This is a genomic window from Streptomyces sp. CA-249302 (assembly GCF_050936785.1).
Lineage (GTDB): Bacteria > Actinomycetota > Actinomycetes > Streptomycetales > Streptomycetaceae > Streptomyces.
This window is the reverse complement of the sequence record NZ_JBNJMG010000001.1, coordinates 2,417,865-2,430,900: the sequence shown is the minus strand read 5'-3', so window position 1 is coordinate 2,430,900 and position 13,036 is coordinate 2,417,865. Positions and strand designations below refer to the sequence as shown.

The window sequence follows — 13,036 nt, the reverse complement described above, 5'->3', positions numbered from 1 at the left end:
TACGGAGGGTTCCGTTCCGGGCTGAGATTCATACCGTCGTGGGAATGTCCCCCGGATGGCGCATCCTCCGTGGATCTCCGCCGTTCTCCAGTGCGTGCTGCGGCGACTGCCGCGGCAATCGCTAGGAGGGGTCAGAAGTGAAGAACCTGAAGAAGGCAGCGGCCGTGACGATGGTGGCCGGCGGGCTGATCGCCGCCGGGGCCGGGATGGCCTCCGCCACCGACGGCTCGCACGCCGACGGCCAGGCCGTGGGCTCCCCGGGCGTCGTCTCGGGCAACCTCGTCCAGGCCCCGGTGCACATCCCGGTGAACGCCGTGGGCAACAGCGTGAACGTCATCGGCGTGCTCAACCCGGCCTTCGGGAACCTGGGCATCAACCGCTGACGTCCGCCACGCGGCGGACAGTGACCTCCGGTCTCCCGGGCGCCCCCGGGAGGCCGGTCAGCTAGTCGTTCGAATGATCCGAACGGGCAGTTGACGTCAGTTTTCCGTGCCATCGCTCCACCCTCCCGCGTTGAGCCATGCACGACCCGCGGCCGGGTCGTCACGCAATCGCAGGAGGAACGCTTCTCATGAACATCGCCAAGAAGGCCGCCGTGGCCCTCACCGTCGCCGGTATGGCTACGGGTGCCGCTGCCGGTGCCGCTGTCGCGGACTCGAGTGCCGACGGCGCGGCCGTGAAGTCGCCGGGCGTCGGCTCGGGCAACCTCGTCCAGGTCCCGGTCCACGTCCCCGTCAACGTGGTCGGCAACACCGCCAACCTGATCGCCCTGCTGAACCCGGCCTTCGGCAACAAGGGCATGAACGACTGACGCAGGCAGACCGAGAAGGGCCCCACCAGTCAACGACGACTGGCGGGGCCCTTTTGCACGTACGGGACTCCCCAGCCCGTCTGGGGGTACCCCCTCTGGGGGAGTTTGAGGACAAGGCCCCTTCAGGGCCGAAGCGGGGGCCTGGGGGCGGCAGCCCCCAGTGGGCGGCCACATCAACGCAGGCTCACCGGCAAACCGAGGGTCACCCCCGCTCCCGCTCCTCCACATACGCGTTGTACGCAGCCACCAACGCCCGCCGAGCCGTCCGCTCCACCGGGCGCAACGCAGCACCCCGCGCCGCCATCTCCCCGGCGCTCACCGCAGCCCCGTGCCCGTTCTCGGACGCGAGGGACACCAGCAACCCCACCCGCTGCGCCAGCTCCAGCACCCGCACCGCCCGCGGCGGATACCCCGGCGCCAACACCTCCCGCCCGCGCTCGGCCCGCGCCCGGTACGCGTCGATCGCCGCCTCCGCCACCGGCCCCGACCCGGCCACGTCCAGTCGCGACAACACCTCCGTCGCGTCCCGCAGAGCCTCCGCCAGCTCCCGCTCGGCCTCGCCCAGCGAGGGCACATCGGCCGGCGGCGCCTCCCGTACCGGCAGGCAGTGCCAGACGACCTCGACATGGACATCGCCGTCGGGCCCGGCCTCGTACACCTCGGGAACCAGCCCGAGCGCGGCGCCGTAACAGATCACTGCCTCCTCGGCCTCCATCGCCCGCGCGTTGAACTCCGGCGGCCCGCTCAGTCCCAGCGGATGCCCGGGCGCGGGCAGCGCGACCCGCAGTCCGGTCACCCCGAGCGCCCGCAGCCGGCCCAGCGCGAGGGTGAGCCCGACCGGCCCCGACTCGCCGGGCAGCCCCTCCATCCGGTGCACGGCATCGTCCCCGACGATCGCCAGCACGGCGTCGTCCGGTGAGACAAGTCCGGCCAAGAGGGCGTTTCCCCAAGCCGCGAGGCGTCCTGAACGTGGTTCCGAGAGCATGCCCCCACCCTAAGGACCACACCGATGGATTGGACCGGCCGACCGGTGGCGTAGATTTCATCGAGGGCTGCGCCCGAAAGCGCGCACGCGACAGCCGAGACGCCGAGACCGGTCACACTGCAAGGGGAGACAACGCGCTCATGAGCGATGTTCTGGAGCTTCAGGACGTATCCGTGGTCCGGGAGGGCCGGGCTCTGGTGGACCAGGTCTCCTGGTCGGTCAAGGAGGGCGAGCGCTGGGTCATCCTCGGCCCCAACGGCGCCGGCAAGACCACCCTCCTGAACGTCGCCTCCAGCTACCTCTACCCCAGCAAGGGCACCGCGACCATCCTCGGCGAGACCCTCGGCAAGCCCGGCACCGACGTCTTCGAACTGCGCCCCCGCATCGGCATGGCCGGCATTGCCATGGCCGACAAGCTCCCCAAGCGCCAGACCGTCCTGCAGACCGTGCTGACCGCTGCCTACGGTATGACCGCCGGCTGGCACGAGGACTACGAGGACGTCGACGAGCAGCGCGCCCGCGCCTTCCTCGACCGCCTCGGCATGACCGAGTACGTCGACCGCAAGTTCGGCACCCTCTCCGAGGGCGAGCGCAAGCGCACCCTCATCGCCCGCGCCCTGATGACCGACCCCGAGCTGCTCCTGCTCGACGAGCCCGCCGCCGGCCTCGACCTCGGCGGCCGCGAGGACCTGGTCCGCCGCCTCGGCCGCCTCGCCCGCGACCCGATCGCCCCTTCGATGATCATGGTCACCCACCACGTCGAGGAGATCGCCCCCGGCTTCACCCACGTCCTGATGATCCGTCAGGGCAAGGTCCTGGCCGCCGGCCCGCTGGAGCTCGAACTCAGCTCCCGCAACCTCTCCCTCTGCTTCGGCCTCCCCCTCGTCGTCGAACAGGTCGGCGAGCGCTGGACCGCCCAGGGTCTCCCGCTGTCCTGACTCCCCTTGCAAAGAAGCCGGTTACGGGATTTGCGCCCTGTCCGTGACGTGACCGGCGGTCATACCATGACCATGTGAACGACATCGACGCATGGGTGTGGTGGCTGGTCGGCGCGGCCGCGCTCGGAATCCCGCTCGTGGTGACGGCGATGCCGGAGTTCGGCATGCTCGCAGTGGGCGCCCTCGCCGCCTCGGCCTTCGCCGGACTGGGCTTCGGCGTCGTGGCCCAGGTACTCATCTTCGTCGTCGTCTCGGTCGCGCTGATCGCGGTCGTCCGGCCCATCGCGGTCCGGCACAGCAGACAGCGTCCCCAACTGGCCACGGGAGTGGACGCGTTGAAGGGCAAGCAGGCCGTCGTACTCGAACGCGTCGACGGCTCCGGAAACGGCCGGATCAAGCTGGCCGGAGAAGTCTGGTCGGCCCGCGCCCTCGACACCGAACGTGCCTACGAAGTAGGGCAGGAAGTGGATGTCGTGGAGATCGAGGGAGCGACCGCGATCGTCATCTGACCTCGTAGGACTCAACTGAACCGAACGGCACACGAGTTGCACGACGGTCTGTCACACTCGACCAGCAAGATCTTCAACAAGCATAAGATCTTCCGAGAGCGCCGAGGCGGAGAAGGGTACGGGGAACGACGATGGAACCGGTCATCATCGTCCTGATCATTCTGGTGGTGTTGGTCTTCATCGCCCTGATCAGGACAATCCAAGTCATCCCACAGGCCAGCGCCGCGATCGTCGAGCGCTTCGGCCGCTACACGCGCACGCTGAACGCGGGCCTCAACATCGTCGTCCCGTTCATCGACACCATCCGCAACCGCATCGACCTGCGTGAACAGGTCGTCCCGTTCCCGCCGCAGCCGGTGATCACCCAGGACAACCTGGTGGTCAACATCGACACGGTCATCTACTACCAGGTGACGGACGCCCGCGCGGCCACCTACGAGGTCGCCAGCTACATCCAGGCGATTGAGCAGCTGACGGTCACCACGCTCCGCAACATCATCGGCGGCATGGACCTGGAGCGGACCCTGACCTCCCGCGAGGAGATCAACGCGGCCCTGCGCGGCGTCCTCGACGAGGCCACCGGCAAGTGGGGCATCCGCGTCAACCGCGTCGAACTCAAGGCGATCGAACCGCCCACCTCCATCCAGGACTCGATGGAGAAGCAGATGCGCGCCGACCGTGACAAGCGCGCCGCGATCCTCACCGCGGAAGGTACGCGACAGGCGGCCATCCTCACCGCCGAGGGCGAGAAGCAGTCCCAGATCCTGCGCGCGGAGGGTGAGGCCAAGGCCGCGGCCCTGCGCGCCGAGGGCGAGGCCCAGGCGGTCCGCACGGTCTTCGAGGCCATCCACGCCGGCGACCCGGACCAGAAGCTCCTCTCCTACCAGTACCTCCAGATGCTCCCGAAGATCGCCGAGGGCGACGCCAACAAGCTCTGGATCGTCCCCAGCGAAATCGGCGACGCCCTCAAGGGCCTCTCCGGCGCCATGGGCAACTTCGGCCCGATGGCGGGCGGTTCGGGCGGCGGAGGCGGCGACAAGACCCCGGAACGCCGAGAGAAGCCGTCGATCGACTGACCTGGACTTCTCCTGTACGACACTGGGGCCCACCTCTCAGGAGGTGGGCCCCAGTTCCACGTACGCTCTAGGCGGCCTCGCGCGCCAGCCAGTCAGGCAGCGCCTCGAAGTCCTCGGTCCCCAAAGCAAGCAGCATCGCATCCTGCGGCGTCGGCTCGAACGGCTGCCGCAGCAGCGGCATACCCGCCTGCTCCGGAGTCCGGTCCGCCTTGCGGTGGTTGTCCTCCGCGCAGGAGGCAACCGTGTTCAGCCACGCGTCCTGACCACCCTGCGCCCGCGGCACCACGTGGTCCACGGTCGTGGCCCTGCGCCCGCAGTACGCGCACCGGTGCCGGTCCCTGATCAGCACACCCCGCCTCGACCACGGAGCTTGTCTTCGGAACGGCACCCGTACATACCTGCACAGTCTGATCACCCGCGGCGCCGGTATGTCGACCGCGGCTCCGCGCATACGCAGTTCGGGGTGGGCCTGCTCGACGACGGCCTTGTCCTGGAGCACCAGAACGACGGCTCGATTCAACGTCACCGTAGACAGCGGCTCGAAGCTCGCGTTCAGCACCAGCGTGTCCCGCATCCAGCCCACCTCCCATGCTCACCGGCCCACCCCCTGGCGGGCTTGGATCAACTCTGGCCGGGCACGCCGAGATGGACAACGCAATAAAAACTGCCCGCCCCTGATCACTTCCATGACCAGAGACGGGCAAACGTTCAATGAACGCTCGGCTTATTCAGCTCTCCGCTTCAGCTCTCCGCGGGGTGCTCGTACTCACCGATCAGCTGGGCCCGCGCGATCGCGTGGAACCGCAGGTTGAAGCCGACATAGGCGGGAGACGCATCGGCATCCGGACCGAGCTTCTCCTCGTCCACGGCGTACACCGTGAACACGTACCGGTGCGACCCGTCCCCGGGCGGCGGCGCGGCACCGCCGAAGTCCTTGCTCCCATAGTCGTTACGAGCCTGCACCGCACCCTCGGGCAGCCCCTCGAACTTCCCGCTGCCCGCGCCCACCGGCAACTCGGTCACCGAGGCCGGGATGTCGAACAGGACCCAGTGCCAGAACCCGCTGCCCGTGGGCGCGTCGGGGTCGTAGCAGGTCACGGCGAAGCTCTTGGTCTCGGCCGGGAAACCCTCCCACCGCAGCTGCGGCGAGGTGTTGCCGGCCGCGTAGACCTGAGCGTCCTTGAGCGTGCCGCCCTCCTGCACGTCCTCGCTCGTCACCGTGAACGACGGCACGGGCGGGTGGAAGTCATGGGGGAGCGGCCGCCGCTTGAGCTCGGTCACCTCGGTACCTCCTGATCGATTACGGAATCAGCAGCTCCGAGCCTAGAACCAGTTCCGCTTGCTGCCGACCTCGGACAGCCACTGGTTCAGGTACGCCGCCCAGTCGGTCCCGTGGAAGTCGTGCAGACCCACCTGGAAGGAACGGAAGGTGTCACTGCCCTCGCTGAACAGCCCCGGCTTCTTGTCCATTTCGAGGATGACGTCCATGGCGTGCTCGTCGGCCACGAAGCTCAGCTCGACCTGGTTCAGCCCCCGGTACTGCGACGGCGGGTAGAACTCGATCTCCTGGTAGAACGGCAGCCGCTGCCGCGTGTTGCGGATGTGACCGCGCTCCATGTCCGCGTTCTTGAAGCGGAAGCCCAGCTGGATGAAGGCGTCCAGAATCGCCTTCTGCGCCGGCAGCGGGTGCACGTTGATCGGGTCCAGGTCACCGGAGTCGACGGCACGGGCGATCGCCAGCTCCGTCGTCACCCCGATGTTCATCCCGCGCAGCGCCTGCCCGTCGATCATCGTGACCGGCGTCTCCCACGGGATCTCGAGCCCGAACGGCACGGCGTGCACGGCACCGGCCTGAAGCTCGAAGGCCCCACCGAGCCGCACCTTGGTGAACTCGATGTTCTGCTTGTACTCCTCGTCGCCGCTCTCCACCTCGACCTTGGCCTGGAGGCCGACGGACAGGCCCTCGATGTCCTGGTTGACGGACCCGCCCTGGATCCGCACCTCACCCTGGACGACGCCACCCGGAACCACGTTGACCTCGGTCAGCACCGTCTCGACCGAGGCCCCACCGGCCCCCAGGCTCGCGAGCAGCTTCTTGAACGCCATGTCTCTCCCTATACGAGATACGAGCTATTACGACTGGACCCTTGATCCCTACAAACGCGATCCGGGTACGACCGGTTCCGCGCCCTCACCCTGGCAACCAGACCGAAGCTTGACCACCCCTTGGCCCCCACCCGTCTGGACTAGGCTCGGACGCCATGATCACGCCCCCGGACCGTACGCCACTCCCAAGGGACTTCTTCGACCGCCCCGTCCTGGAAGTCGCCCCCGACCTCCTGGGCCGCATCCTCGTGCGTACGACACCGGACGGTCCGATCGCGCTGCGCCTCACGGAGGTGGAGGCGTACGACGGCCCGAATGACCCCGGCTCCCACGCCTATCGCGGCCGCACGGCCCGCAACGGAGTGATGTTCGGTCCGCCTGGGTACGTGTACGTCTACTTCACCTACGGCATGTGGTTCTGCATGAACCTGGTGTGCGGTCCCGAAGGCCGGGCGAGCGCGGTCCTCCTCCGGGCCGGAGAGATCGTCGAGGGTGCCGAACTCGCCCGTAAACGTCGACTCTCGGCCCGAAATGACAAGGAACTGGCCAAAGGCCCTGCCCGCCTGGCCACGGCCCTGGGTGTGGCCCGTGACCTCGACGGCACGGACGCGTGCGCTCCGGGGGACACCCCCTTGCGCATCCTGACGGGTACTCCGGTCACGTCCGACCAGGTACGCAACGGTCCCCGCACGGGAGTGGCCGGCGACGGGGGCGTCCACCCGTGGCGCTTCTGGGTCGCCAACGACCCCACGGTGAGCCCTTATCGGGCCCACGTCCCGAGGCGTCGCTCAAGTTGACGCGTCCTTGGAAGCTGCGTAATGTAGCCCGAGCCGCTTGACCCGGGTACGGCAATCGCCAGCAGCCGGAAGCGGCCAAACCACTACCAACGATCACCCCTTAGCGGGGGCGAATTCGGCGTGCCCGCATGCCTGAATTCGAACTCGCGGAACTCGATTATGAGTTGCCAGGGGAATCGGCTAACGTAGTGAATGTCGAAAGGCCCCGCCGACAGGGAATCAGGCCCGAAAGGATCTGATAGAGTCGGAAACGCAAGATCGAAGGGAAGCCCGGAGGAAAGCCCGCGAGGGTGAGTACAAAGGAAGCGTCCGTTCCTTGAGAACTCAACAGCGTGCCAAAAATCAACGCCAGATATGTTGATACCCCGTCTCCGGCCGTCATGGTCGGGACGAGGTTCCTTTGAAACAAAACACAGCGAGGACGCTGTGAACTGCCGGATCATTCCTCCGGTGGTTCCGCTCTCGTGTGTGTGGTCCCGATTACGGGAAAACATTCACGGAGAGTTTGATCCTGGCTCAGGACGAACGCTGGCGGCGTGCTTAACACATGCAAGTCGAACGATGAACCACTTCGGTGGGGATTAGTGGCGAACGGGTGAGTAACACGTGGGCAATCTGCCCTTCACTCTGGGACAAGCCCTGGAAACGGGGTCTAATACCGGATATCACTCCTGCAGGCATCTGTGGGGGTTGAAAGCTCCGGCGGTGAAGGATGAGCCCGCGGCCTATCAGCTTGTTGGTGAGGTAACGGCTCACCAAGGCGACGACGGGTAGCCGGCCTGAGAGGGCGACCGGCCACACTGGGACTGAGACACGGCCCAGACTCCTACGGGAGGCAGCAGTGGGGAATATTGCACAATGGGCGGAAGCCTGATGCAGCGACGCCGCGTGAGGGATGACGGCCTTCGGGTTGTAAACCTCTTTCAGCAGGGAAGAAGCGCAAGTGACGGTACCTGCAGAAGAAGCGCCGGCTAACTACGTGCCAGCAGCCGCGGTAATACGTAGGGCGCAAGCGTTGTCCGGAATTATTGGGCGTAAAGAGCTCGTAGGCGGCTTGTCACGTCGGGTGTGAAAGACCGGGGCTTAACCCCGGTTCTGCATTCGATACGGGCTAGCTAGAGTGTGGTAGGGGAGATCGGAATTCCTGGTGTAGCGGTGAAATGCGCAGATATCAGGAGGAACACCGGTGGCGAAGGCGGATCTCTGGGCCATTACTGACGCTGAGGAGCGAAAGCGTGGGGAGCGAACAGGATTAGATACCCTGGTAGTCCACGCCGTAAACGGTGGGAACTAGGTGTTGGCGACATTCCACGTCGTCGGTGCCGCAGCTAACGCATTAAGTTCCCCGCCTGGGGAGTACGGCCGCAAGGCTAAAACTCAAAGGAATTGACGGGGGCCCGCACAAGCAGCGGAGCATGTGGCTTAATTCGACGCAACGCGAAGAACCTTACCAAGGCTTGACATACACCGGAAACGGCCAGAGATGGTCGCCCCCTTGTGGTCGGTGTACAGGTGGTGCATGGCTGTCGTCAGCTCGTGTCGTGAGATGTTGGGTTAAGTCCCGCAACGAGCGCAACCCTTGTTCTGTGTTGCCAGCATGCCCTTCGGGGTGATGGGGACTCACAGGAGACCGCCGGGGTCAACTCGGAGGAAGGTGGGGACGACGTCAAGTCATCATGCCCCTTATGTCTTGGGCTGCACACGTGCTACAATGGCCGGTACAATGAGCTGCGATACCGTGAGGTGGAGCGAATCTCAAAAAGCCGGTCTCAGTTCGGATTGGGGTCTGCAACTCGACCCCATGAAGTCGGAGTTGCTAGTAATCGCAGATCAGCAGTGCTGCGGTGAATACGTTCCCGGGCCTTGTACACACCGCCCGTCACGTCACGAAAGTCGGTAACACCCGAAGCCGGTGGCCCAACCCCTTGTGGGAGGGAGCTGTCGAAGGTGGGACTGGCGATTGGGACGAAGTCGTAACAAGGTAGCCGTACCGGAAGGTGCGGCTGGATCACCTCCTTTCTAAGGAGCAATAGCCGACTGCAGGCAAATGTCTTGCACGGTTGCTCATGGGTGGAACGTTGATTATTCGGTCCGGTTCACGGGTCGGAGGCTGTGAGTACTGCCCTCTCGGGGGCGTGGAAAGCATGATCTCCGGGCGGGACCGGTCCGGGCACGCTGTTGGGTGTCTGAGGGAATGAAGTCCCTCGACGCCGGCCCCAGTGAACTCGAGCCGATGGCTTGGGGTGATGGGCGACTGGTCGTTGTTTGAGAACTGCACAGTGGACGCGAGCATCTGTGGCCAAGTTTTTAAGGGCGCACGGTGGATGCCTTGGCACCAGGAACCGATGAAGGACGTGGGAGGCCACGATAGGCCCCGGGGAGTCGTCAACCAGGCTTTGATCCGGGGGTGTCCGAATGGGGAAACCCGGCAGTCGTCATGGGCTGTCACCCTTGCCTGAACACATAGGGCAAGTGGAGGGAACGCGGGGAAGTGAAACATCTCAGTACCCGCAGGAAGAGAAAACAACCGTGATTCCGGGAGTAGTGGCGAGCGAAACCGGATGAGGCCAAACCGTATGCGTGTGAGACCCGGCAGGGGTTGCGTATACGGGGTTGTGGGATCTCTCTTCTGTCGTCTGCCGGCGGCAGGACGAGTCAGAAACCGTTGATGTAGGCGAAGGACATGCGAAAGGTCCGGCGTAGAGGGTAAGACCCCCGTAGTCGAAACGTCAGCGGCTCGTTTGAGAGACACCCAAGTAGCACGGGGCCCGAGAAATCCCGTGTGAATCTGGCGGGACCACCCGCTAAGCCTAAATATTCCCTGGTGACCGATAGCGGATAGTACCGTGAGGGAATGGTGAAAAGTACCGCGGGAGCGGAGTGAAATAGTACCTGAAACCGTGTGCCTACAAGCCGTGGGAGCGTCGGGCGAGCACTTGTGCTTGCCTCGTGACTGCGTGCCTTTTGAAGAATGAGCCTGCGAGTTTGCGGTGTGTTGCGAGGTTAACCCGGGTGGGGTAGCCGTAGCGAAAGCGAGTCCGAACAGGGCGTTTTAGTAGCACGCTCAAGACCCGAAGCGGAGTGATCTAGCCATGGGCAGGTTGAAGCGGAGGTAAGACTTCGTGGAGGACCGAACCCACCAGGGTTGAAAACCTGGGGGATGACCTGTGGTTAGGGGTGAAAGGCCAATCAAACTCCGTGATAGCTGGTTCTCCCCGAAATGCATTTAGGTGCAGCGTCGTGTGTTTCTTGCCGGAGGTAGAGCACTGGATAGGCGATGGGCCCTACCGGGTTACTGACCTTAGCCAAACTCCGAATGCCGGTAAGTGAGAGCGCGGCAGTGAGACTGTGGGGGATAAGCTCCATGGTCGAGAGGGAAACAGCCCAGAGCATCGACTAAGGCCCCTAAGCGTACGCTAAGTGGGAAAGGATGTGGAGTCGCACAGACAACCAGGAGGTTGGCTTAGAAGCAGCCACCCTTGAAAGAGTGCGTAATAGCTCACTGGTCTAGTGATTCCGCGCCGACAATGTAGCGGGGCTCAAGCGTACCGCCGAAGTCGTGTCATTGCAGCAATACTCCCAACGGAGGCTGTGATGGGTAGGGGAGCGTCGTCTGCCGGGTGAAGCAGCCGCGGAAGCGAGTTGTGGACGGTTGACGAGTGAGAATGCAGGCATGAGTAGCGATTCACACGTGGGAAACGTGTGCGCCGATTGACTAAGGGTTCCTGGGTCAAGCTGATCTGCCCAGGGTAAGTCGGGACCTAAGGCGAGGCCGACAGGCGTAGTCGATGGATAACCGGTTGATATTCCGGTACCCGCTGTGAAGCGTCAAACATCGAACCAGGCGATGCTAAGTCCGTGAAGCCGCCCCGGAGCCTTCGGGTGAAGGGGAGTGGTGGAGCCGACGGACCAGACCTGTAGTAGGTGAGTGATGGGGTGACGCAGGAAGGTAGTCCAGCCCGGGCGGTGGTTGTCCCGGGGTAAGGGTGTAGCCCGAGTGGTAGGCAAATCCGCCACTCACATGGGGTGAGACCTGATGCCGAGCCGATTGTGGTGAAGTGGATGATCCTATGCTGTCGAGAAAAGCCTCTAGCGAGTTTCATGGCGGCCCGTACCCTAAACCGACTCAGGTGGTCAGGTAGAGAATACCGAGGCGTTCGGGTGAACTATGGTTAAGGAACTCGGCAAAATGCCCCCGTAACTTCGGGAGAAGGGGGCCATCACCGGTGATGAGTCTTGCACTCTGAGCTGGGGGTGGCCGCAGAGACCAGCGAGAAGCGACTGTTTACTAAAAACACAGGTCCGTGCGAAGCCGTAAGGCGATGTATACGGACTGACGCCTGCCCGGTGCTGGAACGTTAAGGGGACCGGTTAGTCACATTTCGGTGTGGCGAAGCTGAGAACTTAAGCGCCAGTAAACGGCGGTGGTAACTATAACCATCCTAAGGTAGCGAAATTCCTTGTCGGGTAAGTTCCGACCTGCACGAATGGCGTAACGACTTCTCGACTGTCTCAACCATAGGCCCGGTGAAATTGCACTACGAGTAAAGATGCTCGTTTCGCGCAGCAGGACGGAAAGACCCCGGGACCTTTACTACAGTTTGATATTGGTGTTCGGTTCGGCTTGTGTAGGATAGCTGGGAGACTGTGAACTCCGGACGCCAGTTCGGGGGAGTCGTCGTTGAAATACCAGTCTGGTCGTGCTGGATGTCTAACCTGGGTCCGTGATCCGGATCAGGGACAGTGTCTGATGGGTAGTTTAACTGGGGCGGTTGCCTCCTAAAGAGTAACGGAGGCGCCCAAAGGTTCCCTCAGCCTGGTTGGCAATCAGGTGTTGAGTGTAAGTGCACAAGGGAGCTTGACTGTGAGACCGACGGGTCGAGCAGGGACGAAAGTCGGGACTAGTGATCCGGCGGTGGCTTGTGGAAGCGCCGTCGCTCAACGGATAAAAGGTACCCCGGGGATAACAGGCTGATCTTCCCCAAGAGTCCATATCGACGGGATGGTTTGGCACCTCGATGTCGGCTCGTCGCATCCTGGGGCTGGAGTCGGTCCCAAGGGTTGGGCTGTTCGCCCATTAAAGCGGTACGCGAGCTGGGTTTAGAACGTCGTGAGACAGTTCGGTCCCTATCCGCTGCGCGCGCAGGAATATTGAGAAGGGCTGTCCCTAGTACGAGAGGACCGGGACGGACGAACCTCTGGTGTGCCAGTTGTTCTGCCAAGGGCATGGCTGGTTGGCTACGTTCGGGAGGGATAACCGCTGAAAGCATCTAAGCGGGAAGCCTGCTTCGAGATGAGTATTCCCACCCACTTGATGGGGTAAGGCTCCCAGTAGACGACTGGGTTGATAGGCCGGATCTGGAAGGCAGGTAACTGCTGGAGGTGACCGGTACTAATAGGCCGAGGGCTTGTCCATATTTGCTCGCGTCCACTGTGTTAGTTCTGAGGCAACGACCGTTGCCGGCTTTGAGCTGAACGCATAATTGAAGAGTGTGCTTGTTCGCTCGAAACCATTAGGGTTTCGGTGGTTATAGCGTGAGGGAAACGCCCGGTTACATTCCGAACCCGGAAGCTAAGCCTTACAGCGCCGATGGTACTGCAGGGGGGACCCTGTGGGAGAGTAGGACGCCGCCGAACAATCTTTGGAAGGACCCCTGGTCCCAGCGTTCAGCTGGGCCAGGGGTCCTTTTTGTTTTTACAATGCTTGTGGTACCGAAGACAGGAGTCACCGATGTCCACCAACTCTCCCGACGACCGACCGGAGCGCGACCAGCGGCGACGGGACAGTGGGGACCGCGGAGACCGCGGCGACCG

At 63.8% G+C, this 13,036-nt stretch carries 10 protein-coding genes and 3 rRNA genes; 9 read left to right on the top strand and 4 right to left on the bottom strand.

Going from position 1 to position 13,036, the window contains the following annotated elements; translation table 11 throughout:
- Positions 1–137 precede the first annotated feature (137 nt).
- Both chpE and ACQEWB_RS10920 read left to right on the top strand, forming a co-directional pair.
- Positions 138–383, top strand: coding sequence for a chaplin ChpE (gene chpE, locus ACQEWB_RS10925; protein ID WP_432829544.1), 246 nt, complete (start codon positions 138–140; stop codon positions 381–383).
- A gap of 188 nt (positions 384–571) precedes the next feature.
- Positions 572–811 carry a chaplin gene (locus ACQEWB_RS10920; protein ID WP_242774250.1) on the top strand — a complete coding sequence of 80 codons (240 nt, stop codon included), beginning with the start codon at positions 572–574 and terminating at the stop codon, positions 809–811.
- Positions 812–1,013: 202 nt separating this feature from the next.
- On the opposite strand, the gene ACQEWB_RS10915 is transcribed toward ACQEWB_RS10920, so the two are convergent.
- Positions 1,014–1,796, bottom strand: a complete 783-nt coding sequence (locus tag ACQEWB_RS10915) for a hypothetical protein (RefSeq protein ID WP_432829542.1) — start codon at positions 1,794–1,796, stop codon at positions 1,014–1,016.
- 140 nt (positions 1,797–1,936) lie between these two features.
- On the opposite strand from ACQEWB_RS10915, the gene ACQEWB_RS10910 reads away from it, so the two are divergent.
- The 3 genes from ACQEWB_RS10910 to ACQEWB_RS10900 all read left to right on the top strand — a co-directional run bounded on the left by ACQEWB_RS10910 (position 1,937) and on the right by ACQEWB_RS10900 (position 4,319).
- Positions 1,937–2,734, top strand: coding sequence for an ABC transporter ATP-binding protein (locus ACQEWB_RS10910; protein WP_432829540.1), 798 nt, complete (start codon positions 1,937–1,939; stop codon positions 2,732–2,734).
- 74 nt (positions 2,735–2,808) lie between these two features.
- Complete coding sequence (locus ACQEWB_RS10905; protein WP_432829538.1) at positions 2,809–3,243, top strand: NfeD family protein; 435 nt, start codon at positions 2,809–2,811, stop codon at positions 3,241–3,243.
- Between the two features lie 131 nt (positions 3,244–3,374).
- Positions 3,375–4,319 (top strand): SPFH domain-containing protein, encoded by a 945-nt coding sequence (locus tag ACQEWB_RS10900; RefSeq protein WP_383587001.1) that lies wholly within the window; start codon positions 3,375–3,377, stop codon positions 4,317–4,319.
- Positions 4,320–4,386: 67 nt separating this feature from the next.
- Here the strand turns inward: ACQEWB_RS10900 and ACQEWB_RS10895 are convergent, their stop codons facing one another.
- The 3 genes from ACQEWB_RS10895 to ACQEWB_RS10885 all read right to left on the bottom strand — a co-directional run bounded on the left by ACQEWB_RS10895 (position 4,387) and on the right by ACQEWB_RS10885 (position 6,425).
- Entirely contained in the window at positions 4,387–4,893 is a 507-nt protein-coding gene (locus ACQEWB_RS10895; RefSeq protein ID WP_432829535.1) for an HNH endonuclease, read from the bottom strand.
- Between the two features lie 167 nt (positions 4,894–5,060).
- Positions 5,061–5,600 (bottom strand): YbhB/YbcL family Raf kinase inhibitor-like protein, encoded by a 540-nt coding sequence (locus ACQEWB_RS10890; RefSeq protein WP_432829533.1) that lies wholly within the window; start codon positions 5,598–5,600, stop codon positions 5,061–5,063.
- A 42-nt stretch (positions 5,601–5,642) separates the two neighbouring features.
- On the bottom strand, positions 5,643–6,425 hold the full coding sequence (locus tag ACQEWB_RS10885; RefSeq protein ID WP_432829531.1) for a sporulation protein: 783 nt from the start codon (positions 6,423–6,425) through the stop codon (positions 5,643–5,645).
- Between the two features lie 155 nt (positions 6,426–6,580).
- Here ACQEWB_RS10885 and ACQEWB_RS10880 point away from each other — a divergent pair, with 155 nt between their 5' ends.
- The 4 genes from ACQEWB_RS10880 to rrf all read left to right on the top strand — a co-directional run bounded on the left by ACQEWB_RS10880 (position 6,581) and on the right by rrf (position 12,859).
- Positions 6,581–7,222, top strand: a complete 642-nt coding sequence (locus tag ACQEWB_RS10880; RefSeq protein ID WP_432829529.1) for a DNA-3-methyladenine glycosylase — start codon at positions 6,581–6,583, stop codon at positions 7,220–7,222.
- Positions 7,223–7,715: 493 nt separating this feature from the next.
- Positions 7,716–9,241: ribosomal RNA gene (locus ACQEWB_RS10875) — 16S ribosomal RNA — on the top strand.
- Positions 9,242–9,519: 278 nt separating this feature from the next.
- Positions 9,520–12,638: ribosomal RNA gene (locus tag ACQEWB_RS10870) — 23S ribosomal RNA — on the top strand.
- Between the two features lie 104 nt (positions 12,639–12,742).
- A 5S ribosomal RNA gene (gene rrf, locus ACQEWB_RS10865) occupies positions 12,743–12,859 on the top strand.
- The 16S, 23S and 5S rRNA genes sit together here, the layout of an rRNA operon.
- Positions 12,860–13,036: the final 177 nt, after the last annotated feature.

What these genes read in the sequence shown, in the direction of transcription:
- ACQEWB_RS10920 (WP_242774250.1), top strand. Translation starts at nt 572, where the DNA reads ATGAACATCGCCAAGAAGGCCGCCGTGGCCCTCACCGTCGCCGGTATG.
- ACQEWB_RS10915 (WP_432829542.1), bottom strand. Translation starts at nt 1,796, where the DNA reads ATGCTCTCGGAACCACGTTCAGGACGCCTCGCGGCTTGGGGAAACGCC.
- ACQEWB_RS10910 (WP_432829540.1), top strand. Translation starts at nt 1,937, where the DNA reads ATGAGCGATGTTCTGGAGCTTCAGGACGTATCCGTGGTCCGGGAGGGC.
- ACQEWB_RS10900 (WP_383587001.1), top strand. Translation starts at nt 3,375, where the DNA reads ATGGAACCGGTCATCATCGTCCTGATCATTCTGGTGGTGTTGGTCTTC.
- ACQEWB_RS10895 (WP_432829535.1), bottom strand. Translation starts at nt 4,893, where the DNA reads ATGCGGGACACGCTGGTGCTGAACGCGAGCTTCGAGCCGCTGTCTACG.
- ACQEWB_RS10885 (WP_432829531.1), bottom strand. Translation starts at nt 6,425, where the DNA reads ATGGCGTTCAAGAAGCTGCTCGCGAGCCTGGGGGCCGGTGGGGCCTCG.
- ACQEWB_RS10880 (WP_432829529.1), top strand. Translation starts at nt 6,581, where the DNA reads ATGATCACGCCCCCGGACCGTACGCCACTCCCAAGGGACTTCTTCGAC.